The organism is Martelella alba (assembly GCF_005217455.1).
In the GTDB taxonomy this organism is placed as follows: domain Bacteria; phylum Pseudomonadota; class Gammaproteobacteria; order Enterobacterales; family Enterobacteriaceae; genus Acerihabitans.
In genome coordinates, this window is sequence record NZ_SZPQ01000001.1 from 169419 (window position 1) to 193896 (window position 24478).

Here is a 24478-nt window from a genome sequence, read left to right on the forward strand (position 1 = left end):
GATTTTTCTTATGAGTATGAAATCTCACTATAGCGCGGAAGAATTGGCCCAAATGAGTCTGCCAGGCTTACCAAAAACATCACGAAACATACGTGAACGCGCAAAAAAAGAAGGTTGGCTAACTCAAAAAAGGAAAGGGGTTGGCGGTGGCTTTGTTTACGAAATAAATTGTTTACCGAAACAAGCCCAAGACGTATTGAGAGAGAAAATCTATCAGTCTGTTCTGGCTGAAAAACCTAAAGAAATAGAGTCAATGACCACCAGGGTTAAGAGGTCGAAACCGCGTAGCGAACTGGAGATCCTGCGCCAGTGCCCGGCATTGCTCGACCGTGAAGTCGGTAAGTTGACTGCCCAGCAAAAACAAATTGCCGACGCCCGGGCGGCTCTGTCCATGGAAGTGGAGCGGCTCCGCGATCATGGCATGTCACGTACCGCCGCTGTTCACTATATCGCGACCGCATCACGCAACGGCACCCTGCCGGCGCACCTTAAAACTTCTGCCGAGCTGGCCAACGCTCGCAAGGGCGGACGTATTGGCGTGGGCGAACGCAGCTTGCAGGAATGGCTGAGTGTTTTTGAATCAACTAATCCAGGTATAGAGCGTATGACCATGCTTGCTCCCGGCTATCTCAAGGCAAAGAAACCGGAACAAATTAAATGGTTACCTGATTTTTTGGCACATTGGCGAAACTTGAATGGCCCCTGCTTGCGAGAGGCTTACGCAAAATTCAGTACGGAATGGGAGCGTATTTACAACGACCAGCCCGCAATGATTGACGCTCGCCCTTCTTATGATGCTGTCCGCCGTGCAATGGCGAAACTACCGCGCCGTGAGCGAGTAAGGGGACGTGTTACAGGTTCAGCTGTGTTGGCATATGAGATTTACCAAAAGCGCGATTGGTCACAAATGCCGGTTAACGGCTGCTGGATCACCGACGGTAAATCACTCGATATGAAAGTGGCGCATCCGATACACGGGCGGCCCTTTACTCCCGAACTGACCCTGGTACTCGATGGCCGGACGCGTTATTGCGTTGGCTGGAGCCTTGCCTTATCAGAAAACGTTGTAGCCGTCGCCGATGCTTATCGGCATGCCATGAAACACCATGGGAAACCGCTGATTGCCTACTCCGATAATGGGGGTGGTGAAGCCAACAAGACATTTGACGCGGAAATCACCGGTATTTTCGGCCGTGTCGGAATAGATCACCCTACCAGTATTCCCGGTCGGGCCCAGTCTCGTGGTCTCATTGAACGGCTTAATAAAGTTATTCCCCGGCGCATCGCAATGGAGTTCGAAACATTTAATGGTTCATCGGCCGATAGAGAAAACCTGCGCATAACCGAACGGCAAATCAAATCGGCCATCAATGCAGTGGACAAAGGCTATGAATTGTCGCCCGTTCAGCGTAACGCCTTGCGCATGCTGCCCTCCTGGCAGCGACTGTTAGATGTCATTTCTGAAGAGGTCGAAAAGTACAACCATCAACATGAGCACAGCGAGTTACCTAAATACAATGGCCGCCATTTGACCCCTGCCGCCTATCGAAAAATGGTCTTGGAACAAGAAGGCGACGAAATAGAGTATTTGACCGACGTCGAACTTAACGAAATGTTTATGCCGGAAGAAATAAGGGTGGCTCAACGCGGATGGTTGAGCCTTTTGAATAATGATTATTTCTCTAAAGACCTGACCATGGTTGATGGAGAAAAGGTCCGCGTAGCATTTGATATTCACGATGCATCAGAAGTTATTGTGCGGAAAATGGACGGCACCTTTGTTTGTAAAGCCATTTACAACGGCAATAAAGTCGCCGCTCAGCCAATCAGCAAAGTGGAAGCCCTTAAGCAGCAGCGTACCCAGCGCCGCTTGAAAAGGCTTGATGACATGCGCGATGAAGTTCATGCCGAAGCCCGGCCGTTACTGGGCGGCAATACCCTGCCGGACTTTGGCGCCTTTATGCCACCTGAACCAAAAATTGATGACGAGCCGTTCTTTTTTCTGGAAACGGATCGCGATGAGTATCTGAAAAAGAACGGCGGTCGCCGGTAAATGCGAGGAAATAAAATGAGTAACCAGCAGGACTTAAATGAATTAATGCAACGGCGTGGTTATAGCCAGACTCAAGTTGCCCGCGCTATCGGCAAAAGCCCCGCAACCATTAATCAGTATTTGCAGGGTAAATATGCCGGTGATACCTCAAATCTCGATGCGCTGGTGGAAAACTTCCTGACCCGCGAACGGGAAAAGGACCGGTCTCAGCGGGTGGAAATAGGTTTTATCGCCACCATCACCGCCCGTAAAGGGATGGAAGTGATGCGGATGGCGCATATTGACGGCGATATCAATGTCATTTACGGCGATGCCGGCATGGGTAAAACCATGATGCTGCGCGAATACGCGGCGCGCCAGCGCGATGCCATTCTGATTGAGGCCGACCCAGGCTATACCGCCCGCGTCGTCCTGGAAGAGCTGTGCGCCCGCCTCAATCTGACCAAGCGCGGCAATATGCATGAGCTTAGCGAGGCATGTATCAGTGCGTTGCGTGACTCAGGCCGGCTACTGATGATTGATGAGGCTGAAAACCTCCCATACCGAGCCCTTGAGACGTTGCGGCGTATCCATGACAAATCAGGTGTGGGCATCATTCTTGCCGGCATGCCCCGCCTGATTATCAATCTCAAGGGGCGACGCGGTGAATACAAGCAGCTTTATTCCCGTGTGGGTTTTGCGTTGCAATTGGGGGATGCATTACCGCCGGAGGACATTACCGAAATCGCGGCCAGCCTTATACCCGAAGCCGAGCAAAAAGACATTAGCGAAGCCTTTTATAAAGCGTCGCATGGCAATGCTCGGAGGCTGTTTAAATTACTGCGTGGCGTGATTCGCTCCAGTTCGATTACTGGCGTGAAGCCTTCCGCTTCCGCTGTTCACAAGTGTGCTGAAATGCTGATTAATTGAGGACCCCATGAATACTATGCCAATTAATAGCCCGTCATTAATGCGGCCCATTAACCGCTTAATGCAGCGCGGCTTAAAGGTCTTGAACGTCAATACCAAATATAAACGCCCGGTCATTGTTGTCGACCGTCCTTTTTCAGCGTGGGAAAAACGCGCGGTGGAAATCACCGAAATTGAAAATGGCGTTCACCGTACTGTGAAAATGGTTCATTGGCGCGATTTTCGCGTTATCTGGAGGTGATGGCGATGAGTAGTTTGTTTCTGTCTATGGCATGTGCCGAGCCAAAGTATTTTTACCTGCAATATATTGCGCGTGCCAGACAAAATGGCACCACATTGTTGCAATATTCTTGCCCACGTTGCCAGAAAGTGATTGAAACCCCGGCCGCTCCGTCCGGCGACGTCTGGGATACGATGGCGACCTGTCCGCATTGTAATGGTTTGTACTTAAAGGTAGTGACGGATACGACGGTAGAAACTTATATACCCCCAGAGGAGTAACGATGGCGAATATCATTATTTCCATTAAGCGGCGCGGGAATGGCTTTGATGTGTCGTGCCAGGTCGATATTGATGATCGGGACGATACCTTAGCCAATGAACTGGCCTACCGCACGTCTGCCAGCGTGGCCACGCATGCCATGTTGAAAGTTAATCAAATGCTGAACGCAAAAACCGAAAAGGAACAGAAATATGTCCACTGAAAATAAACAATTCACCACTACCGCCGCGCCTGCCGGTTATTGGGTCGACGCCAAAGGCGTTTTAATTCCGGAAAAGCTGTTAAAGGATATCGATAAATCCCGTGACGCCTTGGTCGGGGAGATTGTCACCAAGGCTATCGAGCTTAATAAGCTGATGGCCAAGTTCAAGGAAGACGTATTCGCCGATGTGGCCGCGTTCGTTGACCTGTCGGCCAATGAATATAACGTCAAATTAGGCGGTAAAAAGGGCAACGTGACACTCTATACGTTCGATGGACGTTATAAAGTCCAGCGGGCCATGGCTGACCGCCTCGCCTTTGACGAACGCCTCCAGGCGGCCAAGGCGCTGATTGATGAATGCCTGGCTGACTGGACCGAGGACGCCCGCCCCGAATTGCAAGTCTTGATTAACCGGGCGTTCTCGACCGATAAGGAGGGCGAGGTCAGCACGTCGGCCGTCCTGGCGTTGCGCCGCTACGAGATTGAGGACGGGCGTTGGTTGATGGCGATGAAAGCCATTGGCGAGGCCATCCAGGTGGTGGGCAGCAGTTCTTATATCCGGGTCTATGAACGGATTGGCGATTCAGACCAATACCGTCCCATTGCCCTTGATATGTCGGCGGTGTGATATGAAGGCAAAGGAATTCAATCAGCAATATGCTGTCGGGCAGAGCTTTATCTATAAACCACCATCTCCGTTACGTGGAGGTAAGGCGGTTAGAACGGTGGATGTGGCTCGGGATTTGAAAGAATCCACGATAGTGGAAATCAATCTGGAGCCCTGGTTTGCTAACGTGAAATCGTTAACGCCCGCCAGTTAATTAAACGGAATTTAATTCACTTTTAAAAATGGCGTAATTGCGTCACGGGCACACTTACGCCTAAATTCTGCGGAATCTGTATATGAAAATAAATGATGAAGTTAATTACCGGCTCAGGTCAGAAGTGCTGCTCATTATTTTTGTGCTGTGTTCGTTGTTTTGGTGTGAGGTTATTTATCTGTATCTGGCTGTCTGTGAGGTGCTGAAATGATAAATGACGAAGCAAAGCGTTATTTGCAGAAAATCAAAAAATTGCTGAGCCTCGCGCAGCGCTCCACCAATCCGCATGAAGCCGCCAGCGCCATGAGTAAGGCACAGACGCTTATGCAGGCCCACGGCATAACGCGAACGGATGTGGGTCTGGCGGATATCAACGAAGTGAACAGCCAGGGCGCACCCTCAAATGCTAACGCCATTCCGAGCTATATGAACAATCTGGCTCGGGTTATTGCGAAGGCATTCGGAGTGAAATATTTCTTTTCGCGCAACAATGTCTACCGCAGCGGCATGCCGAAACGAGTAGCTGTATTTTACGGACCGCATGAACGCCCGGAAATCGCGGCTTATGCATTTGATGTGCTCACCCGGCAATTGAAGGGGGCCAGGAATAATTTTATCAACGGCCTGCATGGTAATACCAAACGGGGAAACAAGGCTGCCAGGGCCGACCAATTCTGTGAGGGATGGGTCATAGGGGTACATAAAATTGTGACGGAATTTGCCATTCCCGAACAGGAAGAAAAATTGATTATTGCGTATTTAACCTGGATGGAGGAATCAGGTCGAATTAAAACTTTTGAATCCAGAGGAGCCAAGAAAGCGGGCAATGATGATCGGGCACGCACAGAGGGCTATTTCTCGGGCCTTAACGCCAAACTCAATCAAGGCGTTTCCGGACAGGAACAAACCAAAATTGCATTCAACTCTCGGGGTGAATAATGGAAACGGTAAACAGAACTCAATTACTGCTGGCGTATTTGAAAACACATGGCCCGGCGACGTTACCGGAGCTGTCTCATCATACCAGCGTGGATAAAACAAAAGTCGCCGCATTGCTCGCATACCATATCAAGAATGGTTCTGTTGTTAAGCAAGGTATTAGAGGCTCTCGCCTTTATGGTATGGCCGGTGATGACCTTTCAGCAGCAGCGGCCAAACGGACAAGCCAAGACACATTGGAACAGCCAAAAAATAAGCCTGATAAAGATATGTTTAACTTGTTGACGCATGAAGCCGTGAATAAGGAAACCTTGGGCTTTTATATCGAGTCGGCAAATCTCTGGTTTCACGCGCATCGCACGACGGGCAATCCGGAAAATATTGCCTCTTGTCTGAACCGGGCTAAATTTTGCCAGCGTTGGGGGCGGATATTATGCGCGCATCAGTAGTGTTTATCTCCGGCCCGATGACCGGACACCCTGATTATAACCGGCCGGCGTTTAATCATATTGCCGACGGCTTACGGAAGCATCACGGGTACATTGTTCTTAATCCGGCCATATTGCCGGACGGCTTAGAACATCATCATTACCTGAAAATTTCCCTGGCCATGCTGGAACAGGCTGACGCCATATACCTGCTCAACGGCTGGGAACACAGCAAAGGCGCCGTCGAGGAATTCGACCGCGCTAAATGCCGGGACTTGCATTTTTTATTCGAGACCACCGAGGCATTCAATGCGGCGGTTGCCCGCTCTCGTCTTCAAAGAGGGGAAAGAAAAGAATGATAAATGTCACTGCTGTTGAATATCAGAATAATGGGGCGAAGCGTATTTATCATCTTAGTGATGATAGCGTCCTGATTGACGATGCGGCCTATCCCTTCAAATTGCGCTTTCAATTTTATGACTCTGCCCGCGCCACGATTTATAGCGCAAACATACGCCGGGCAATGAAACAGGCGGTCGAGCGCTATAAAGCCAAGTGGAGACTCGCGTAATGAAAAGACTACTCAGGAACGTTAGCGCCCGGCGGTTTAACCAACAATATCCCATCGGTAGCCGATTCAATTACTACCCGCTTCCAGGTGTCCCTGATAGCCAGGACGTGGTCACCCGTTCGGAAGCGTGGTGCATGTTTAACGGCAATGTCGTCGTGCGCGTTGTCGGTCGCATGGGCGGCGTGTCGGTCAATAAATTAGAGCCTAAGGAGTGATTATGGAAACGAAAAGCTATGGACCTACGGAGGCTCAGGAGGCGGCCGTTAAAACCCTTTCCCGGAATGGCTGGACGTATTCAGGTGGGGAATATTGGAATAAGCCCGTTGTAAAATGCACCTGCCCCAGCGGTAGCGGCGGACTGGAATGGCCTTGCCCTGTTCATGCGCCGGGAGAAATGCCGGATTCAAAAGAGTTGCAGTTTGAAATTGACCACATGGAAGACTGGGAAGGGAAAGGCGAAACAGACTTTTCTCAGTTGATTTGCTGGCTCAAAGAATTGCAGCGCCGCCGCGCCGTAATGGCCGCTCAACCCATTCAGGTAATGTCAGATTTGGATGAAATGACACCCGATCCAGATGCTGATGTCATTGACCCAGGATTTATTGCCGGCTGGAACGCCCACCGAGCGGCTAAGCTCGGCAAGCCGCCAGCCCATCCAGACGACGCAGCAATTGACCGTTTCGCTATCGTGATGAAACGCAAGATGAAAGCATCACGAGCCAAGGGCCGAAGAGGATGGGAAGTCCCAGCAGAGGTAAGCGGTGAACAATTAGCTGACATGCTTATTCACCACCTGACGAAGGGAAACGACGGCACATTCGTTGATGTAGCAAACTTCTGCATGATGCTGGATCAGCGGGGCGAGTCGCCGTTACTGCTACAGGATGCGGCTATTAGTGCGTGCCAGGCGGCTATGCAGCCAGCCGCGTCTTTGCCGGCTGGGTGGAAATTGGTTCCGATTGAGCCAACTGCGGAAATGCTCGTAGCGGGTACATTGGTCAGTGAATTTCAAGAAGACCCCGGTGGCATGTATAGGGCCATGCTCGCCGCCACCCCATCATCCAGCACGGAGGGCAATCATGAATAAGCCCGATAAATTCATTGAAGACATGAAGCGCGCCCGTGGCATTGATTTTGCCCGTATCGGTATGATGGTCGAGGTCGACGGCGATTTGGGTACCATCATCGGGATGAACAGCAGCGCTAATCTCGATGTGGTTTTTGCCAATCAGCTCAAGTACGGCAAACAAGCCTACAATTGTCACCCCACTCATCAGATACGGTATTTCGATGCCAAGGGCCGCGTTATCGCCGATTACACCTCGGGGAGGGCTGCGCTATGACGCCCAATACCAAGGCGCTTATCGGCGCCATCAAGGCCGGTCAGGCGTTTTTGCAATGGGATGACGATACCTATCGCCATGTGCTCTATCGCCTGACCGGGAAAACATCCTCGACTCGTTGCAGCCTGGAAGAACTGCAAAAACTCAGAGAATACATGCATGAACAGGGATTCCCTCGCAAGGTTGCAAAGCGCCATGGACGGCGCCCCAACCCAGGGCTGAGTAAGCGGCAGGTTCTCGGCAAAATAGAGGCGCTGCTTGCGGACGCCGGCCGGCCGTGGGATTATGCTCAGACAATGTGTCAGCATATGTTTCAGGTTCAGCGCCTGGACTGGTTGACGCAAGAGCAGTTCACAAAGCTGATGCAGGCCCTTATTATCGACGCGAAACGTCGAGGCAAACGGGAGAATAATCATGAATCTGGAGCAGGTAACTGAACTCCTGCCGCCGTCGGTCATTCAGATAGCCGACCTGATTGGCTTCCCGGCCACCGAGCGCCTGCTAGCGGCGTTCGGTGGCACCACCTTCCCCATCAGCAAAGGGCTGCGCGCGCTTGGCGCGGCCCGGGCAGCTCTCCTGCGCGATACCATTGGCGATGAAAATACGAAATTGCTGATTAAGGCATTTGGGGGTGAGGAACCGTATCTGCCGCGTTGTGATCGGGCTTTACGAGAACTGCGCAACCGCCGGTTTCTGGCCGAGTTCGAACAGGCTAAAAACCAGGGTACCTCGTCGTTGATGGCCTTGACCTTCCTATGCCCGAAGTATGGATTTAGTGATCGCTTTGCTTGGCAATTACTTTCCCAAAAAAAATAAAGAATAATTCTCATCAAGGGGATTTATTTTGAAAAAGATTATCTTAATTAGTTCGTGTTTAGTTTTTTCAGTTCATGCGGCATCTAATTTTGAATTAGGTCTCGCACAAAAGGCTCTTTCTGGGGATTATCAATCACAACGAAACCTTGCATTCATATATGGACAAGAAAAAGGACAAGGTAATCCTGGCGATAAAGATTATGTCCCACAAGATGATATAAGGGCTTGTGCCTGGAGAAAGGTAATTCTTATGTCTAATGCAAAAATAGCTGACTCAACAGATTACGCCAATGAATCAATTGATTGCAAAAAGGTTTCCCCCACGGATAATCCACAAGTTTGGAATGTTGTTTGGAAAGCTCTGAACGCATTGCCTCAATAATCCCACTGAACCCCTTCACCTTATTCATAACCCTCCCTCTTGCGATACTGACACCACATTTTAATCGTGTGGTGCCAGTAAATGAATTCCGATGAGTTCCGCCGCGCCGCCGGTATCACCGCTGAGTTGGCGCAAAAATGGTTTACCCCTATCACCGCCGCTATGGCTGAATTCGGTATCGATACCCCGCGCCGCCAGGCCGCCTTTATCGCGCAGACCGCGCACGAAAGCCAAGGTTACTCAGTCCTGGCCGAAAGCCTGTATTACACCGACCCCAAGCGCATCGCCATACTGTTCAAAACCGGCTTTGACCTGGACCATGATGGCCTGGTTGACCCGGAAGAAATCGAGTTCGCGAAAGGCTATGCGCGTAATTCCCAAAAGCTCGCCAATCGCGCCTACGCCAACCGGAGCGGCAACGGTCCGGAAAGTTCCGGCGACGGTTATCGCTATCGCGGCCGGGGCCTGATTCAGATCACCTTCAAGGACAATTACCGCGAGTGCGGCAAAGCCCTGGCGCTGGACCTGCTGTCCACGCCAGAACTGCTGACCGACCCCTTGCAGGCGGCGCGTTCGGCGGCCTGGTTCTGGCAGCGTTGGGGCATCAATGCGCCGGCGGACAAAAGCGACATGATCGCGGTTACCCGCAAAATCAATCCCGCCCTGGTGGGGCTGACTGACCGCGTTGCGCGTTACCAGGTGGCCGTGGGGGTGTTATGTCCATCAAAGAGCTGATCACCAATCCGGCCGGCAAGTTGTCGACCAATGACTGCATGGTGCTGGGCTGCTTTATCACCACCACCGGCGTGGTGGTGTGGTACGCCTTCAAGTTGGTCCTGCCGGATTGGATGTTTTGGGCCTATGTCCTGACCTGGGGCGGCCATAGCGTCGCCTCCAAGTTCGTCGCGTACAAGAACAATATCGGAGGCGGTAATGGCCAGCCTGCTGCTTAGTTTCCTCAAAGCCAATTGGCTTGTCCTCATCATCATTTTGCTGATGCTGGCCATCGGCGCCGGCGGCGGTTATCTGGTCACCAAACGGCTGGACCAGTCCGCCATCGATGCGGCCAACGGTGCGACCGCCACGGTGCAAAAAGATTTCGCTGCGTTCAAGCTCGACACCCAAAAGGCGGCGACCGCCGAGGCGCAACAGCACGCCGATGAACTCACGGCGGCCAACGCTCTGGCGGCGAAATACCAGCAGCAGGCCGATGAACGGTCATCAGAACTGCTGGCGAAAGAATACGAATTATCCCGTGCCCGCGAGACCTTCCAAAGGAGCATTGCGAATGTTATTGCACAAGATGGCGCTCACTATAACGGCATTGGCCCTAACAGCCTGTGCCTCTACCGTTCAGCCCTTGGTTACCCCGAATGTGATAAGCGTCTGCCAGATACCACCGGCGGCCATGCTGACGATACCGGACATGCCGGCGCCGCCGGAGGCGGACTCAGCCCCGCCGGACTCCTCAACCACGCCAGCAGTTACGGCGCCTGGTGCCAAACCCTGAAGAGCAAGCTTGATTCGATAAAAGCGCTGTACGCGACGCCGGCGGCGACGGGAGGCAAATAATGAGCCTGGAAATGGCGTTCAACATTGTTTTGGCCATTTGCGGCTTCCTGGGCGGTTTTGTCCTGCATGGCCAGCAACGGGAGATTAACGACCTCCATAAGGCCGTGGAAGACATCAGGACCGAATATCAGCGCCGCGACGATGCCCGCCATGATTTAGCGGCGCTTAAGGATTTGCTCAACGATTTGAAAAAATCGATTGAGCGTATCGATATCAAGCTCGATAGGAAGGCGGACAAATGACGGCAGCCACCACCACCCGCAAACGCCGGCGCACGCGCCGCGCCGCGCCATCTGTGAGCCATTCTGAACTGTCCGAACTGCGACGCATCAGCGCCCAGTTGGATGATATTCAATTGCAAGCCTGTGCGCCGGCGGTACTGGATGGCATCGCCAGCCAGTTGGACCAACTTAATAAGCGCATGGACGTCATCGATACCGCCGCCATGCGGCGCGGCGGGATAGCCGGCGCGTTGTCCGGCGGTATGGTCACTACAGTGGTGTTGCTTATTAAAACACGTTTAGGAATCTGATATGGCGCATCCGCAGGAAGTCAGGGACCGGCTTCGTCGCAGTTACATTTTTAACCAGCTCTCGCTGGAAATCGCGGCGGCCCAGGCCGGCGTCGCGTTCGCGACCGCCAGCCGCTGGAAAAAAGAGGCGCGCGAGAATGGGGATGACTGGGACAAGCTGCGCGCTGCGCACATCATGGCCAGCAATGGATTGGAAGATATCGGCCGCGCCGTGCTGACCGGGTTGGTGACGCAGTACCAGGCCACGCTGGAGGCCATTAACTGCAACGGGGGAGACATTTCTCCCAAAGAGCGCGTTGAGCTCCTGGCCAGTCTGGCGGACGCCTTCAATAAGGCGGTGTCGGCCAGTAAAAAAATCTTGCCGGAAACCAGCGAGCTGGCCGTTGCGCTCGACGTGGTTCAAAAGCTGGCCACCTTTGTCGGGGAAAAATACCCGCAGCATCTGGCGGCGTTCGTGGAAATCCTGGCGCCCTTTGGCGCCGAGATGGAACAGTTATATGGCTGATATCGAGGGCCGAAACCATGATTTCTTTCACCTGGCTTAAACGCCTCTTTAGCAAAGCGAGTACGAAAATGAGCGAAATTCAATCTGATGTGTTGCAAAGCACGCTTCCGGCAGCGGGAGCCGCCACGCCTGTGGTCGACCCGAATGCCGCAGGCGCGGCGCCGGGCCAGGTTGCCCAGACCGTGACGGTACAGGACAGCAATGCCGGCGCAGTGACGGAGGTTGTGCCGCCGCAGCCAGCCCCCGCGCCGGCCGCGCCGGAAGCCGCGTCCGAGAAGGATGTCATGTTTAACCGCGTCAAGGTGCTGCTCAAAGTGGCCGACCATGCCATTGATGAGGTGTGGGACGATTCCGTAGCGTATGTGAAAAAAGCGGCCAAGACGGAAGAGGAAATCGCCGACAAGCTGGAAACCATCCTGTTGGTCGCCGGGCACGACGTCAGCGACGTACTGGCCGATGCGATTGCGTTTGCCAAGAAATATTGAGTGGTGTTTCTGAACCCGAGTTTCGCCCGAACGGGCGTAACTCATTGAGAAGATTCACCACCCGCTTTTTAGCCTTGGGACGACAGGTATTTTTAGGGGCACTAGCTCGCTGAGAATCTCAGTTTGGCATCGAGGGCATTGGAGGGTTTTATGCGAATTCTTATAACCACCAAATTGCAATATGGATTTGATGTGTTGACCGTAGCAATTGGGACAAAGGTCATGCACGGGTTCGGTGGCGCGATGTGCTTCGTTAAGACGATATACGAACGTTCCCGTGGGAAGCGCGCAAAGCGAATAGCGGGACTCGTCCACTATCTGTTTTTTAAGTGCCATGAGTTCAGCTTCAATCGTGTTTTTAACGCGAGAAATCGCCTCATAATCCGTTCGTAATTCAAATAGCTGTTCTTGAAGGGCGTCTAGCTGGGAACGAAGGTTAAAGACAGCGGTAGCTACAGCCACATCTTCTTTGGTCTTTAAGGCTGTATTTACCATATCGATTGAGGTTTTGAGTCCAGAAATCGTTGTAACAATGGCTGTTAAATCCATGTTTGTTTCCTTTAGAAGTGAGCAACGCGAGGGGAGCGATTTAACGATATGCCCCTTCGGTTCGACTGAAAAGACGATAACAAAGATATCTTGGAGAAGAGTTGGAATGGCCGATCAGCTTATCAAAATCAGTCAAGAAAATTGGGTTATGGCCAGTGCCATCACCCGTGTAGAAAGCGGGTCTTATGGCGACGTCTATATCTGGGCCAATGGCGTGAAACTCTGGCTTGAACCCGGTTACGGTGAATCGTCCTGGCAAGCCAAAGACCGCATCATCAATGCTATTAATGCGGCCTTAAAGGATTAATATGGCTAGCCGGAAGAAAAGTAACCTTACTAAAAAGGAATTTGGCGCCCAACTTGAAGAGTTGGCCGCCTCGTTGCGTCGGTCGATTGAAGCCGAACAGGTCGGGTTCGACCCCTCGCCCGACGCCGTGCGCGAGCGCGGTGCGAAGGTCAAAGACCGGGTGACCGGGTTTCGCTATTTCGTGCAAAACTACTTCCCGCACTATATTCGCCATCATGATGAATCGGAGCTGCATAAGTTCCTGTTCCAGCGCTTGCCCGAAATCGTCAGCAATCCAGTCAGCCAGCAAGACGCCATCGCCGCACCGCGTGGCGAGGCTAAATCCACCATCGTCAGCCAGCTGTTTGTACTCTGGAATATTATCCTTGAGCTGAAACATTACCCGGTCATCATCATGGACAGTATCGACCAGGCCTATCCGATGCTCGAAGCCATCAAGGCCGAGCTGAGCTGGAATCCCCGCCTGAAGATGGATTTTCCCAATGCATGCGGCGCGGGGCGGGTCTGGCAGATGGGGACCATCCTGACCGCCACCGACATCAAGGTGCAGGTCGCTGGCAGCGGTAAAAAACTGCGCGGTCTGCGTCATGGCCCTTATCGCCCCGACCTGGCGGTACTGGATGATATCGAGAATGACGAGCTGGTCCGCAACCCAGACCAGCGCGACAAGCTGGACAACTGGCTGAAAAAGACCGTCCTGCCCCTGGGCGAGGCCGGCGGCAAGTTCGATGTGATCTACATCGGCACCATCCTGCATTACGACTCGGTGCTGTCCCGGACGCTAAAAAACCCGCTCTGGCGCCGGCGGCGGTTCAAGGCGATGATCCAATGGCCCTCGGACATGACGCTGTGGGAAAAGTGGGAAGAAGTGCTGCGCAACAACGAGGAGGACGGCGAAGTCCTGGCCCGCGCCTTCTATGAGCTGCATCGCGACGAGATGGACGCCGGCGCGGTGGTGTCCTGGTCGGCGCGCCCGCTCTATACACTGATGTTGATCCGCGCCCGTGACGGCCATTCGACTTTCGATAGCGAATACCAGAATGACCCGGTCAGCGGCGAAGATGCGCCGTTTGCGAATTGCATTACTTTCTGGGTAAACAGGTTAAGTGAATGGGTCTTTTTTGGCGCCATTGACCCGAGCCTGGGCAAGAACGGCAACAGTCGCGACCCTTCGGCGCTGCTGGTCGGCGGATTCAACCGGATGACCCGCGTGCTGGACGTGGTAGAGGCGGCCGTCAAAAAGCGCCTACCGGATAAAATCATCTCCGACACCATCGAATTGCAGCGCGAATATCGCTGTCTGTGCTGGTCGGTGGAGGCGGTGCAGTTCCAGGAATTCCTGCGCACCGAGCTGGTCAAGCGCTCCGCAGAATTAGGCGTCCCTGTGCCGGCCATGCCGGTTATCCCGCATTCGGATAAGCTGTTGCGTATCGAGTCCCTGCAACCGCATGTCTTCAACAAGCTGATACGGCTGCATCCGTCGCAGACCACGCTTATCGAGCAATTGCGCCATTTCCCCAAGGCCGATCACGATGACGGCCCGGACGCCCTGCATATGCTCTGGGCGCTCTGTAATTCCTTCGGTTCAATGGACGGATTTCGTCACGTACCCAAACGCCCTGACAATGAGAAAGACGATGATGACAGCAGACATTCTGACCGGGCCCGCAAATACGGCCGCTTTGGCAGTGGAGGATGGTAATGGGTAAGATTGTAGATCAGTACGGACGCCCGTTTGACAAAGCCGTCACCCAGGCGCCGCAAACCACCCGGTTGATTCAGTTAAACCGGCAATATCCGGATCACCCCTCCCGGGGTCTGACCATTCGCCGGCTGCCGCGCATTCTCCGGGAGGCCGAACAGGGTTACCTTTCCGCCCAAGCCGACCTGTTCGATGACATGGTTGAAAAGGACGGCCACATTTTTTCCGAGATGGCCAAGCGCAAAAACGCGTTGCTGGGGCTGGACTGGAGCATCGAGCCGCCCCGCAATCCTTCGGCCGATGAGAAAAACAGCGCCGCGATGGTCCAGGAGTGGTTCGACAGCCTGGATAACCTGGAGGACATCATCTTGCAGGCGGCGGACGCCATCGGCCATGGCTTCAGTTGCCAGGAGCTGGAATGGGAGCTGGAGGAAAATATCTGGCTGCCGTCGGCCGCGTATCTGCGTCCGCATCGCTGGTTTGAGGCCCGGCCGGACCTGGGCGATCATATCCGACTATCGGATGGAACCATCGGCGGTGCGGAACTCTGGCCCTTCGGTTGGATGGTGCATAAGCACAACGCCAAAACCGGCTTTACCGGCCAATCGGGGTTGTACCGCGTGCTGGTCTGGCCCTATCTCTTCAAGAATTTTGCTTCTCGCGACCTGGCGGAATTCCTGGAAATCTACGGCCTGCCGGCACGGGTCGGCACTTATATGCCGGGCGCCACGGACCAGGACAAGGATGCGCTCTATGAGGCCTTGATCATGCTCGGCCATAACGCCTCGGGCGTCATCCCCCAGGGAACTCAAATCGATTTCAAAAGTGCCGCCAGTGGCCAGGTTGACCCGTTTGTGGCCATGATCGACTGGTGCGAACGGACCGAGTCCAAAGTCATTTTAGGCGCGACGCTGACCAGCCAGGCGGACGGTAAAACGTCGACCAATGCCCTGGGCAATGTGCATAACGAGGTGCGTCATGACATCCTGGTGGCCGATGCCCGGCAGCTTGAAGGATTTTTTCGCGGCATGATTGATATGCTGCTGCGCATCAATGGGTATGAGGTCCCACGCCGCCGCTTGCCCAGCCTGTTGTTTGATACACGCGACATCGAGGATATTGAGTCGTTTTCCACCGGCGTGAAAAACCTGGTGGATGCCGGCCTCAAAACCATGCCGGCGTCCTGGGTGCATAAAAAGCTCGGCATCCCGGAGCCGCAGAATGGGGAAGAGGTGTTGCAGGTCGCCGCGCCGCCGGCCGCCGCAGCATCCCCGGCCGCGCTCAACCGCACCTGGCGCAAGCTGGTCGCACTGACCAGCGCCAATGAACTGGCCGACCCTGCCCAGGACGCGCTCGACAATGGCCGGCCGGTGCCGGAGGCCATCGCCGGCGCCATGGAAAAACTCACCGCGCCGCTGGTCAACGCTCTGCAAGCCGGCCAGACGCCGGATGACGCCTTAAACATCATCGCGGCCAGCTACCCGGACCTGGACGACGCCGAACTGCTGACCCTGCTGGAGCAGGCCATTTTCGTCGCCGACATCTGGGGGCGTCTCAATGCCGACCGCTGACGGCGTTGATCTCAGTTACGCCCTCGGTCTGCGTCCCGAGGCGGCTATCGAGTATTTCCAGTCAAAGGGCTATGCCATGGGCTTTAACTGGCATGACGTCGAAGCCCGGGCGCACGCCACCGCGTTCACGGTGGCCGGCGTGCTCAAGCAGGACATCTTGGAGGATATCCGGGGAAGTCTGCAAGACGCACTGGCCAACGGCAAAACGCTGGAGCAGTTTCGCCGCGATCTCACCCCGACTTTGACGCAAAAGGGCTGGTTGGCCGATAAAGCCAAACTGGTTGCCGATGACGACGGCGTGCTGGAAGGCAAGCAATTGACGCCGCGCCGGCTGCGCACCATCTTTGAAACCAATATGCAGGCCGCGTACGGCGCCGGGCGTTACGCCGAGCAAATGGCCAATGTCGCCGACCGGCCGTTCTGGACGCGTGTGGCGGTGATGGACCTCCGGACTCGCCCGGCGCATGCCGCCCTGAACGGACTGACCGCCCGCTATGATGACCCCATCTGGCAATTTTCCTACCCGCCCGACGGCTATCATTGCCGCTGCCGCATCCGCGCCCGGACGCAAAAAGACGTCGACCGCAACAACATCACCGTCTGGTCGAGCGAGGGTCATCTCGAAACCGTGCAGCAGGCCTGGGGCCCGGACGACACCCGCGAGGTTCAGGCGTTCCGCTACAAAGACCAACTCTATACCCCCGATGCCGGCTTTGGCCACAACCCGGGCCAGGGCTGGCTGGCCGGTCTCGGTCAGCGGTTGATGGACCGCTCCGCCTCGGCGCCGCCGGCGCTGGCCGTCCAGGCGGTGCGCGAGACGCTCTCCGAGCCGCAGCTGCTGGACGCGCTGACCGGCGACATGCGCAAATTCGTCGACCAGACGCTGCTGCGCGAGCCGACCGGCTCGTTGCGCCACACCGGCGCCATCAGCCAACGCGTACTGGATGGGCTGAACCGAAGGGGTCTGGCGCCCAGCTCCGCCGTGCTGACGGTCACCGACAGCGCGGTGACGACCGCGCCGGGTCCGGTCTGGGAGACGCTACCGGCGCAATTGCGCGAGCCGGTGGCGGTACTGCTGGACGATACCGACCTGGTCTATGTCATCCGCGCCGAGGACGCCCTGCACGCGGTGCGGGCCACGGCGGGCGATGCCGTCACCGGCTACACCCTGCAACTGTCCGACAGCGGCCGGGCGCTGACGCCGGCGGCGCTGGAGAGCCTGAACACGCTGCCGGTCCTGGAAGGGGCGTTATAATGGCGCAACATGAAATCGTCTTTGACGTCACCGACTTCGCGCATTCGCTCGGCGAACTCATCAACAAGCTGGAGCACCGCCAGCCACTGATGCGCGAGCTGGCGGGCTTGATGTGGGACGCCGTCGAGGAGAACTTCGCCCAGCAGGGCCGTCCGAAATGGATGGGCTGGAGCCCACGCTATGCCAAGCGGCGCGGTCCCGGCCAAATCCTGCAACGCTCCGGACGGCTGGCCACGTCTATCATGCCCTACAGTGATAACGACTGGGCGATGGTCGGCACCAATGTTGTCTACGCCGGCATCCACAACAACGGCGGCAAAATCAATATCCCGGCCCGCAGCCAAAAGGCGTATTACAAGAACGACAAGGAAGGGAAACGCATCAATCGTTTCGCCAAAAAGGACGGCGCCGATCATTCGACCTGGCACACGCTGCCGTCGTACACCATCAACATGCCCCGGCGCGAATTCATGCGTCTGACCGAAACGGACGTGGAAGACATGGAAGAAAAAGCGCAGGACTATTTCAGCCAGATTTACCGGTAATTCTCCCGCAATCATAAAACGCGCTAAACGGCCCGCTACGCCGTTGACGCCGCAAACGGCCATGATGGTGCGTCTAAACCCCCTCCGTGCGTTTTTAAAAGCAGTTTAAAAACGATTAGCGCTATTGCCACCCACCGTTCATGAGTGACATCATGATCCGGCGATATATTCCCTCCCTTCAATCCGGACTGAACCCCTTCACCTTATTGCGCGTGCCGCCCTTTGCTACTGTCAGCGGCATGAAAACGCGCATCGCTTCACTCTCACTTGCCATCAACGCCGCCAGTCGCGGGGTCATCCAGCTGTTGCCGGCCGGTACCTTCCGCGCCGCCGACGGCCGGCCGGCGGAATGCGATGCCTGGCATATCGATGCCGGCAGCGCGGCCGTATTGATTGCCCAGGCCAATGCCCGGCAAACGCCCTATGTCATCGACTACGAGCACCAGACGCTGCTGGCGGCCAAAAACGGCCAGCCGGCGCCGGCCTCCGGCTGGTTCAAAACGCTGGAATGGCGTGAGGGCGAAGGGCTGTTCGCCGTTGACGTGGACTGGACCGCTGCCGCCGCCAGCGCCATCGATGCCAACGAGTACAAGTTTATTTCCCCGGTTTTTCAGTACGACACCACCGGCCAGGTGACGGCGCTCATTAACGCGGCCCTGACCAATACGCCCGCCCTGGACGGCATGGACGAGGTGATGCTTGCCGCCGCCTCGCTCCTGGCCGTCGCCACACTTGAGGATTCCGTAATGGAAGATTTGCTGGAACAGCTGCGCTGGTTCCTGGGTTTGCCGCTGTCGTCGACCAAGGACGACATTCTGGCCGAGCTGACCAAGCTCATCGCCAAAATCAAAGCGGCGGATGACGCCACGGCCGCCGCCAGCGGTCTGGCCTGGATTGCGGCGCAGGAAACCCGCATCGTCGCGCTCACAACCCAACTCGACAGCCCCGACCCGACCCGGTTTGTCAGCGTCGAGACCATGAACCAGGCCATTGCCGAAGCCCGCGCCACCGGCGAGGAGCGTCTCGCCGAGCTGTCGCTCAAACAGTCCGAGCAGACCATCACCGCCGCACTGTCCGACGGCCGGTTGCTGCCGGCGCAAAAAGCCTGGGCGCATGCCCTGGCGAAAACCAAGCCCGAGGAGCTCCAGGCCTACCTGGACAAGCAACGGCCGGTCGCGGCGTTATCCCGTACTCAAACCGCCGGCCAAGCGCCGTCAGGCTCTCGCCCCAAGGATGTCTTATCCGAGGACGGTGAACTCAATACGGCGGTATTGAGCCTGATGGGCATTGATCCCGCCACCATTAAAGAGGAAGCCCAGTAATGGATCGCAATACCCCCTATCGCAACGGCGAGATTGTCGCCGTGCCCGTGGCGGCGGCCACGATGATTTATGGCGGTCATATGGTGGCCGCCAATGCCAGCGGCCTGGCCGTACCGGCAGCGGCTACCGCCGCGCTAACGGTTCTCGGCGTGTCCGATGAATACGCCGACAACACCGCCGGCGCGGCCGGGGCCACCTCGGTGAATGTCCGTCGGGGCAAGGCGTGGAAGTTCGCGAATTTGTCGAGCGATGCCGTTTCGCAGGCGTCGGTCGGCAAGCCGTGTTATGTCTCGGACAGCATTACTGTTGCCGCGACCAGTGATGACGATGCCCGACCGGTTGCCGGCACGGTCATCGCCGTCGAATCCGATGGCGTCTGGGTAGAAATTTAAGGAGACCGCCCGTGTTAGTGAATAAACAAAACCTGCGCACCATCTTTGTCGGGTTGAAGTCGACCTTCCAAAACGCCTTCAACCAGACGCCGAACGACTGGCAACAGGTGGCGATGGTCGTGCCCTCCACGACCAAAGAGGAAAATTACGCCTGGCTTTCGCGCTTCCCGAAAATGAAGGAATGGATCGGCGAAAAAATCGTTAAGGCGCTCGAAGGGTTCAGCTACACCATCCGCAATAAGGATTGGGAAGCGACCATTGAGGTCGACCGCAACGATATCGAAGACGACACCATGCTGGGCTACGCCCAACAGGCGCAGGGCGCGGGGCAATCGGCCGCCGAACTGCCGTCCGATATTATCGGTCGTCTCATCAGCGGCGGGTTCACCAACCTGTGCTATGACGGCCAGTATTTTTTCGATACAGATCACCCGGTCGGCGCCGGTGTCGCCTCCAACAAAGGCACCAAAGCCTTGTCTTACGCCACCCTGGCCGCCGCGCAGGCATCCTATGGTGTTGCCCGGGCCGCGATGCGTAATTTCAGCGACGACGAAGGTGAAAGCCTGCGCATCAATCCGGGGGTGCTGGTCGTTCCGCCGGCGCTGGAGGATGTGGCCAACTACCTGATGACGGCTGACCGTTTTCCGGACCAGACCCCGAACATCTACAAAGGCACCGCCAAGGTATTGGTGTGGCCGGGACTGGCCACCGATACCGAATGGTACCTGTTCGATGTCACCAAGCCGGTGAAACCCCTGGTCTATCAGGAACGGAAAAAACCGGTCTTTGTGGAGCAGACCAACATGGACAGCGACGACGTCTTCATGCTGAAAAAATATAAATTTGGCGCCGAGGCCCGCTCGAACGGCGGTTATGGCTTCTGGCAAATGGCGTATGGCTCAACCGGGGTGACTGCATAATGCCTGTGATTACGATTACCGCGAAACGCGACGGTTTCCGCCGCTGTGGCAAGGCCCACAGCGACAAGCCGGTGACCTGGCCGGACGGTTCGTTTACCGCCGAACAGATTGCCATCCTCAAGGCCGAGCCGATGCTGGTCGTGTACGACGGGGAAGCGCCGTCCGATGGCGACCTGCAAAAGCAGCTCGATGCCGTGACGGCCGACAAGGCGACGTTGCAGTCCCAGGTTGATGCACTGACGGCGGACAAAACCGCGTTGCAGTCCCAGGTCGATGAATTGACCGCCGCCGCTGCCACCGCGACCAAGGCCAGCAAATAATGACCTACGCGACCCGGGAAGATATGGTCCGCCAGTTCGGCGAGCGCGAGTGCATAGCGCTCTCCGACCGTGAATTTACGGGCGAAATCGACGACGACGTGCTGACCGGTGGTCTTGAGCGGGCATCGTCCCGCATCGACAGTTACCTGGCCGGCCGTTATCCGGTGCCCTGGCCGGACACGCCCGGGATCTTGGTGGGCATCTGCTGTGATATCGCTCGTTATGAACTGACGGGCGCCGAAACGCAGAATACCGAGGAGATCAGGGAACGTTATGAGGATGCATTGCGTTATCTGGAGCGGGTGGCCGATGGCCGTATTACTCTGGGCCGTTTACCGAATGGCCAGGTGGCTGAAGGCGCTAGCGTGGCCCGGTTTACATCGTCGGGTCGTGTGTTTGGGCGTAATGAGACGAATGGGGGTGCGTTTTGATTATCACGCAAATCGAATCCGCCATTATCGCCAGGCTCACCCAGGGGCTCGGCAAGTTGGTCCAGGGGGTGCATTCCTACAGTGGCGAACTCGATGGCGAGCCGGCTGACGTGGTGCGCCGGTTGCCGGCGGTGTGGGTGACGTTCGGCGGTATCCAGAAAGCCGAACTGGTCAGCACCGCCCGCAACAAGTGGCGCGATACCGGTCGGTTCGTGGTCATCGTCGGCACTCACAGCGTGCGCAGCGACGAGGCGACCCGCCAGGGCGGGCCGGCGTTCGGTGAGATAGGTTCGTATCAGTTGATTTATGCGGTGCGCCGTTTGTTGGCCCGTCAGGACCTGGGACTGGGCATCGACTATCTGATGCCGGGCAAGGTCCAGACGTTGTTCAACACCAAGGTAAGAGCCGCCGCGATGTCGGTATTCGCTTGCGAGTTCGAGACCCGGTTTGACTCGATGGCGCTTGAGAACGGCAAGTTTCCGCTCGCGCCGGCGGATTTACCGGCGGACGACCCGGACCGACTGTTCGGCCAGTACGGCGGCGCCAGCAGCCCGGACGACCCGGACTGGCTCACCACCGATTTGCAGTATTTCCTGAACGGCCAAGACCCGGCCGCAGCGGAGGACATCATCAATCATGAAAGTTAAAGCCAGGACCGGTATCAGCGTGCCGCGTGAGGACAATCCCCGGCGCTACATCACCGACGCCGAGGCGCTTGAAGTCGCCGAGAGCGCCTATTATCTGCGCCGGTTGGCCGAAGGCGACCTGCTCCGGGTGACGGAGGCAGCGCCGGCCGCCGCCACTTCCCCCACGGCTGAGACGGCCACCGCCCAGACCGCCGCCGATGCCGGCAAAGGAGACAAATAATGTCGAGCCCGAACATTTCGTTTAACACCATCGGGTCGAGCATCCGCAAGCCCGGGCAATACCTGGAATTCAATTACAGCCTGGCGGTACGCACCTTGCCGGCCAACGCGCAAAAGGTACTGCTACTCGCCCCGATGCTCGCCGCCGGCAGCCAGGCGGCGCTGACCCCCATCAGCGTCTTCAGTGCCGACGAAGCGGCGGTCTATTTCGGCTATGGCTCGGTGGCGCACCTGATGACGATTGCGGCCATCAATAGCTATGCCTATCTGGATTTGACGGTCATCGGCGTGGCGGATGCCGAAGCCGGCCTGGCCGCCAGCGGCACGGTGACCCTTACCGGGCCGGCCAGCGCTCAAGGCGTGGTCAGCCTGTGGGTCGGTAATACCCGGGTCGATGTGGCCGTCAGCGCCGCCGATACGGCGACAGCGATTGCAGCGGACCTGGTGACGACTATCGGCAATCTGCCGGGCCTGCCGGTGACCGCAGCAGCGGCTGCCGGCGTGGTGACGTTGACGGCCAAAAACAAGGGGACGGTCGGCAACGATATCAAGCTCAGAGCGCAGACCACCGCATCCGGTACCACGGTGGCGGTAGCGGCTATGGCCGGCGGCGCCACGGACCCGGATATCGCGCCGGCGCTGGCCGCCGTGGTGGCCGCAGGCCACAACATTATCATTTGCCCGTTTTCCAGCCAGGCGGCGCTGACGGCGTTGCGCACCCATCTGGATTTTGTCTCGGGACCCATGGAGCAGCGCGGCGCCATTGGCGTGGGCGGCTGGCCCGGCACCTTGGCGGCCGGAACAACGCTCGCCGCTAGCCTCAACGGCGGGCGTATTACGCTGGGCTGGCATAACGGCTCGGTACTGTTGCCGGCGGAAATCGCCGCCGCCTATGCCGCCGCCATCGCCAGCGAGGAAGACCCGGCACGGCCGCTCAACACGCTGACCATGGCACTTGACGTGACGGACATTACCAGCCGCCCGGGGCGCACCGAGCAGGAAAACGCCCTGAAAAATGGTCTGACGCCGTTTGAAATCGGCTCGGGTGATGTGGTCGAGATCGTCCGGGCCATCACCACCTACACCAAAAATGCGAGCGGTGTGGATGATGTATCGCTTTTGGACCTTACCACCATCCGCACACTCGATTATGTGCGTAAAGCCTGCCGCGAGCGGATTGCGTTGCGCTTCCCGCGCAGCAAGTTGTCCAGCCGGACCCCGCCGCTGGTGAAAAGCGAGCTCTATGATGTGCTGCTCAAGCTTGAAGAGCTGGAGATCATCGAAGAGGTCGAGGCGAATAAGGACGGTCTCATCGTAGAGCGCGACAGTCAGGATGTGGATCGGCTCGATGCGCGTATCCCGTCGGATGTGGTCAATGGCCTGCATGTGTTTGCCGGCGTCATCGATTTGCTTTTATAAGGAGCCTTTAAATGGCACTTGAAGAATATGTGGGGCCGATTGTCCTGTATATGGATGGCCAGGAAATCGAAGTCACCGATGTGCGCACACAGACCAATACCGGACGCAAGTTGGTCAAGACGATGAACAGCACCGGCCGGGCGAAAGGTTTTGCACAGGGCATTGCGGATTACCAACTGACCGTCACGGTGGTTATCCCCAAAGACGTGGCCGAGCCGGATTGGGATGCGATGGAAGGCTCGAAACTGACCATGATGGACCTTGAGGGCAATCCGCTCTACAGCTATCTGGATTGTTTCACCACGCAGACCGGTGAGCAATACACGGTCGATAACGAAGCCCGCCGCGACCTGACGGTACAGGCACTGCGTAAGGTGAAAGGCTGATGAACGCGTCCGGAAAATTGCTCTACGGCGTCCAGGTGGGCGACGTCATTCATTATGACTATACCGTCACATTGCCGGTTATCCGTCATACCGTCGATGCCCTGGCGGCCACTATGGAAGCCCGGGGCGAGACCAATAGCCCGGCGGCGTCGATGTATTACCGGGTGGCCGTGATGGCCGAGGTGCTGCAATCCCTGGGCACCCTGACAAAAGAGGAGATCACCGCCGAGGTGCTGCTCGCCGGCTTGACCGACGAGGATATGGATATCCTCGATGCGGAACTGGCCGGCCTTAAAAAAAAGCGGATGCGCGCAGTGCCGGCCTTGACGGACTCCGCGTCGCCACTCTCGCCCTCGGACGCTACGGCATCAGCCCTGACCGTGTCGCAGGAATGACGTTATCCGAGCTCGAATCCTGGCTTGAAGCGCTGGCC

At 56.5% G+C, this 24478-nt stretch carries 38 protein-coding genes; 37 read left to right on the top strand and 1 reads right to left on the bottom strand.

Annotation, left to right across the window (positions count from 1 at the left end; genetic code table 11):
• The first annotated feature begins 10 nt into the window (after positions 1–10).
• The 22 genes from FCN80_RS00840 to FCN80_RS00955 all read left to right on the top strand — a co-directional run bounded on the left by FCN80_RS00840 (position 11) and on the right by FCN80_RS00955 (position 12060).
• On the top strand, positions 11–2053 hold the full coding sequence (locus tag FCN80_RS00840) for a Mu transposase C-terminal domain-containing protein (protein ID WP_230492414.1): 2043 nt from the start codon (positions 11–13) through the stop codon (positions 2051–2053).
• A 15-nt stretch (positions 2054–2068) separates the two neighbouring features.
• Positions 2069–2962, top strand: coding sequence for an AAA family ATPase (locus FCN80_RS00845; protein WP_136987922.1), 894 nt, complete (start codon positions 2069–2071; stop codon positions 2960–2962).
• Between the two features lie 503 nt (positions 2963–3465).
• Positions 3466–3666: a hypothetical protein gene (locus tag FCN80_RS00860; protein WP_136987925.1), complete on the top strand. Its 201-nt coding sequence runs from the start codon at positions 3466–3468 to the stop codon at positions 3664–3666.
• Positions 3656–4294: a DUF3164 family protein gene (locus FCN80_RS00865; protein ID WP_136987926.1), complete on the top strand. Its 639-nt coding sequence runs from the start codon at positions 3656–3658 to the stop codon at positions 4292–4294. Before FCN80_RS00860 ends, FCN80_RS00865 begins: the two co-directional genes overlap by 11 nt.
• Positions 4295–4569: 275 nt before the next feature.
• Positions 4570–4698: a hypothetical protein gene (locus FCN80_RS27170; protein WP_306767821.1), complete on the top strand. Its 129-nt coding sequence runs from the start codon at positions 4570–4572 to the stop codon at positions 4696–4698.
• Positions 4695–5426 (top strand): DUF2786 domain-containing protein, encoded by a 732-nt coding sequence (locus FCN80_RS00875; protein ID WP_136987928.1) that lies wholly within the window; start codon positions 4695–4697, stop codon positions 5424–5426. Before FCN80_RS27170 ends, FCN80_RS00875 begins: the two co-directional genes overlap by 4 nt.
• Positions 5426–5875 carry an ANR family transcriptional regulator gene (locus FCN80_RS00880; RefSeq protein WP_136987929.1) on the top strand — a complete coding sequence of 150 codons (450 nt, stop codon included), beginning with the start codon at positions 5426–5428 and terminating at the stop codon, positions 5873–5875. The genes FCN80_RS00875 and FCN80_RS00880 overlap by 1 nt, the downstream gene beginning before the upstream one ends.
• Positions 5860–6213, top strand: a complete 354-nt coding sequence (locus tag FCN80_RS00885) for a DUF4406 domain-containing protein (RefSeq protein WP_136987930.1) — start codon at positions 5860–5862, stop codon at positions 6211–6213. Before FCN80_RS00880 ends, FCN80_RS00885 begins: the two co-directional genes overlap by 16 nt.
• On the top strand, positions 6210–6425 hold the full coding sequence (locus FCN80_RS00890; protein ID WP_136987931.1) for a hypothetical protein: 216 nt from the start codon (positions 6210–6212) through the stop codon (positions 6423–6425). The genes FCN80_RS00885 and FCN80_RS00890 overlap by 4 nt, the downstream gene beginning before the upstream one ends.
• Positions 6425–6640 carry a hypothetical protein gene (locus tag FCN80_RS00895; RefSeq protein ID WP_136987932.1) on the top strand — a complete coding sequence of 72 codons (216 nt, stop codon included), beginning with the start codon at positions 6425–6427 and terminating at the stop codon, positions 6638–6640. The genes FCN80_RS00890 and FCN80_RS00895 overlap by 1 nt, the downstream gene beginning before the upstream one ends.
• Positions 6641–6642: 2 nt before the next feature.
• Entirely contained in the window at positions 6643–7512 is an 870-nt protein-coding gene (locus FCN80_RS00900) for a hypothetical protein (protein ID WP_136987933.1), read from the top strand.
• On the top strand, positions 7505–7768 hold the full coding sequence (locus FCN80_RS00905) for a hypothetical protein (RefSeq protein ID WP_136987934.1): 264 nt from the start codon (positions 7505–7507) through the stop codon (positions 7766–7768). The genes FCN80_RS00900 and FCN80_RS00905 overlap by 8 nt, the downstream gene beginning before the upstream one ends.
• Positions 7765–8205, top strand: a complete 441-nt coding sequence (locus tag FCN80_RS00910; protein ID WP_136987935.1) for a gp16 family protein — start codon at positions 7765–7767, stop codon at positions 8203–8205. The genes FCN80_RS00905 and FCN80_RS00910 overlap by 4 nt, the downstream gene beginning before the upstream one ends.
• Positions 8183–8584, top strand: coding sequence for a Mor transcription activator family protein (locus tag FCN80_RS00915; RefSeq protein WP_136987936.1), 402 nt, complete (start codon positions 8183–8185; stop codon positions 8582–8584). Before FCN80_RS00910 ends, FCN80_RS00915 begins: the two co-directional genes overlap by 23 nt.
• 28 nt (positions 8585–8612) lie before the next feature.
• On the top strand, positions 8613–8966 hold the full coding sequence (locus FCN80_RS00920) for a hypothetical protein (protein WP_136987937.1): 354 nt from the start codon (positions 8613–8615) through the stop codon (positions 8964–8966).
• 81 nt (positions 8967–9047) lie between these two features.
• Positions 9048–9701: a glycoside hydrolase family 19 protein gene (locus tag FCN80_RS00925; RefSeq protein WP_136987938.1), complete on the top strand. Its 654-nt coding sequence runs from the start codon at positions 9048–9050 to the stop codon at positions 9699–9701.
• On the top strand, positions 9683–9919 hold the full coding sequence (locus FCN80_RS00930; protein WP_136987939.1) for a hypothetical protein: 237 nt from the start codon (positions 9683–9685) through the stop codon (positions 9917–9919). The genes FCN80_RS00925 and FCN80_RS00930 overlap by 19 nt, the downstream gene beginning before the upstream one ends.
• Positions 9900–10538, top strand: a complete 639-nt coding sequence (locus FCN80_RS26625) for a hypothetical protein (protein WP_230492415.1) — start codon at positions 9900–9902, stop codon at positions 10536–10538. The genes FCN80_RS00930 and FCN80_RS26625 overlap by 20 nt, the downstream gene beginning before the upstream one ends.
• Complete coding sequence (locus FCN80_RS00940; RefSeq protein WP_136987940.1) at positions 10538–10780, top strand: hypothetical protein; 243 nt, start codon at positions 10538–10540, stop codon at positions 10778–10780. The genes FCN80_RS26625 and FCN80_RS00940 overlap by 1 nt, the downstream gene beginning before the upstream one ends.
• The gene (locus FCN80_RS00945) at positions 10777–11070 is read left to right on the top strand and encodes a hypothetical protein (RefSeq protein ID WP_230492416.1); all 294 of its coding nucleotides are present in this window, start codon (positions 10777–10779) and stop codon (positions 11068–11070) included. Before FCN80_RS00940 ends, FCN80_RS00945 begins: the two co-directional genes overlap by 4 nt.
• A gap of 1 nt (position 11071) precedes the next feature.
• Positions 11072–11575, top strand: a complete 504-nt coding sequence (locus FCN80_RS00950) for a DUF1804 family protein (RefSeq protein WP_136987941.1) — start codon at positions 11072–11074, stop codon at positions 11573–11575.
• A 17-nt stretch (positions 11576–11592) separates the two neighbouring features.
• The gene (locus tag FCN80_RS00955; protein WP_136987942.1) at positions 11593–12060 is read left to right on the top strand and encodes a hypothetical protein; all 468 of its coding nucleotides are present in this window, start codon (positions 11593–11595) and stop codon (positions 12058–12060) included.
• Between the two features lie 54 nt (positions 12061–12114).
• On the opposite strand, the gene FCN80_RS00960 is transcribed toward FCN80_RS00955, so the two are convergent.
• Positions 12115–12609, bottom strand: coding sequence for a hypothetical protein (locus FCN80_RS00960; RefSeq protein WP_136987943.1), 495 nt, complete (start codon positions 12607–12609; stop codon positions 12115–12117).
• Between the two features lie 106 nt (positions 12610–12715).
• On the opposite strand from FCN80_RS00960, the gene FCN80_RS00965 reads away from it, so the two are divergent.
• From FCN80_RS00965 to FCN80_RS26630, 15 genes are all read left to right on the top strand, one after another.
• Positions 12716–12916: a hypothetical protein gene (locus FCN80_RS00965; RefSeq protein WP_136987944.1), complete on the top strand. Its 201-nt coding sequence runs from the start codon at positions 12716–12718 to the stop codon at positions 12914–12916.
• A gap of 1 nt (position 12917) precedes the next feature.
• A complete protein-coding gene (gene terL / locus FCN80_RS00970; RefSeq protein ID WP_136987945.1) occupies positions 12918–14618 on the top strand; it encodes a phage terminase large subunit in 1701 nt (566 codons plus the stop codon).
• Positions 14618–16189 carry a DUF935 domain-containing protein gene (locus FCN80_RS00975; protein ID WP_136987946.1) on the top strand — a complete coding sequence of 524 codons (1572 nt, stop codon included), beginning with the start codon at positions 14618–14620 and terminating at the stop codon, positions 16187–16189. Before terL ends, FCN80_RS00975 begins: the two co-directional genes overlap by 1 nt.
• Complete coding sequence (locus FCN80_RS00980) at positions 16176–17444, top strand: phage head morphogenesis protein (RefSeq protein WP_136987947.1); 1269 nt, start codon at positions 16176–16178, stop codon at positions 17442–17444. Before FCN80_RS00975 ends, FCN80_RS00980 begins: the two co-directional genes overlap by 14 nt.
• A complete protein-coding gene (locus FCN80_RS00985) occupies positions 17444–17989 on the top strand; it encodes a phage virion morphogenesis protein (protein WP_136987948.1) in 546 nt (181 codons plus the stop codon). The genes FCN80_RS00980 and FCN80_RS00985 overlap by 1 nt, the downstream gene beginning before the upstream one ends.
• Positions 17990–18141: 152 nt before the next feature.
• A complete protein-coding gene (locus tag FCN80_RS00990; RefSeq protein ID WP_230492417.1) occupies positions 18142–19311 on the top strand; it encodes a phage protease in 1170 nt (389 codons plus the stop codon).
• The gene (locus FCN80_RS00995) at positions 19311–19703 is read left to right on the top strand and encodes a hypothetical protein (protein WP_136987949.1); all 393 of its coding nucleotides are present in this window, start codon (positions 19311–19313) and stop codon (positions 19701–19703) included. Before FCN80_RS00990 ends, FCN80_RS00995 begins: the two co-directional genes overlap by 1 nt.
• Positions 19704–19714: 11 nt before the next feature.
• On the top strand, positions 19715–20623 hold the full coding sequence (locus FCN80_RS01000; RefSeq protein ID WP_136987950.1) for a Mu-like prophage major head subunit gpT family protein: 909 nt from the start codon (positions 19715–19717) through the stop codon (positions 20621–20623).
• Complete coding sequence (locus FCN80_RS01005) at positions 20623–20943, top strand: HI1506-related protein (RefSeq protein ID WP_136987951.1); 321 nt, start codon at positions 20623–20625, stop codon at positions 20941–20943. The genes FCN80_RS01000 and FCN80_RS01005 overlap by 1 nt, the downstream gene beginning before the upstream one ends.
• Positions 20943–21374 (top strand): gp436 family protein, encoded by a 432-nt coding sequence (locus FCN80_RS01010; protein ID WP_136987952.1) that lies wholly within the window; start codon positions 20943–20945, stop codon positions 21372–21374. The genes FCN80_RS01005 and FCN80_RS01010 overlap by 1 nt, the downstream gene beginning before the upstream one ends.
• Positions 21371–22021: a DUF1834 family protein gene (locus FCN80_RS01015; protein WP_136987953.1), complete on the top strand. Its 651-nt coding sequence runs from the start codon at positions 21371–21373 to the stop codon at positions 22019–22021. Before FCN80_RS01010 ends, FCN80_RS01015 begins: the two co-directional genes overlap by 4 nt.
• A complete protein-coding gene (locus FCN80_RS01020; protein WP_136987954.1) occupies positions 22011–22241 on the top strand; it encodes a DUF2635 domain-containing protein in 231 nt (76 codons plus the stop codon). The genes FCN80_RS01015 and FCN80_RS01020 overlap by 11 nt, the downstream gene beginning before the upstream one ends.
• The gene (locus FCN80_RS01025; protein ID WP_136987955.1) at positions 22241–23659 is read left to right on the top strand and encodes a phage tail sheath subtilisin-like domain-containing protein; all 1419 of its coding nucleotides are present in this window, start codon (positions 22241–22243) and stop codon (positions 23657–23659) included. Before FCN80_RS01020 ends, FCN80_RS01025 begins: the two co-directional genes overlap by 1 nt.
• 11 nt (positions 23660–23670) lie before the next feature.
• Positions 23671–24045, top strand: coding sequence for a phage tail protein (locus tag FCN80_RS01030; RefSeq protein ID WP_136987956.1), 375 nt, complete (start codon positions 23671–23673; stop codon positions 24043–24045).
• A complete protein-coding gene (locus tag FCN80_RS26630; RefSeq protein ID WP_230492418.1) occupies positions 24045–24440 on the top strand; it encodes a hypothetical protein in 396 nt (131 codons plus the stop codon). The genes FCN80_RS01030 and FCN80_RS26630 overlap by 1 nt, the downstream gene beginning before the upstream one ends.
• Positions 24441–24478: the final 38 nt, after the last annotated feature.